1 pseudogene is annotated in these 276 nt (G+C 49.6%); it reads left to right on the top strand.

Annotated elements, in window-relative coordinates:
* Positions 1-276: pseudogene (locus SB679_RS24015) on the top strand (hypothetical protein); the annotation flags it as partial.

The raw sequence follows: 276 nt of genomic DNA, 5'->3' as shown, positions 1-276 counted from the left end.
GCTTCACGGATGCCGGTGTCCATGATATGGGTGTCTATGTCGTAGATAGTAGCGAATGGTCAGGCACACCCGATACTCTCAGCATCAAAGCTAAGTCCGCCAACTTCAAATCCTCGCTGAAATGTGGTCACAGCCAGTCCTATCATAATGCGACATTAGGCGACATCGCAAGCGAGGTTGCCAAGCGTCAAGAGCTTGAGTTAGCTATCAGGCCAGAGTTAGCTAGTATCAATACTGGTCACGTAGACCAAACCGATGAGTCCGACATTCACCTAC

The organism is Chryseobacterium sp. SIMBA_029 (genome assembly GCF_046535275.1).
Classification (GTDB): Bacteria; Bacteroidota; Bacteroidia; order Flavobacteriales; family Weeksellaceae; genus Chryseobacterium.
This window is presented reverse-complemented; position numbering and strand designations above follow the sequence as displayed.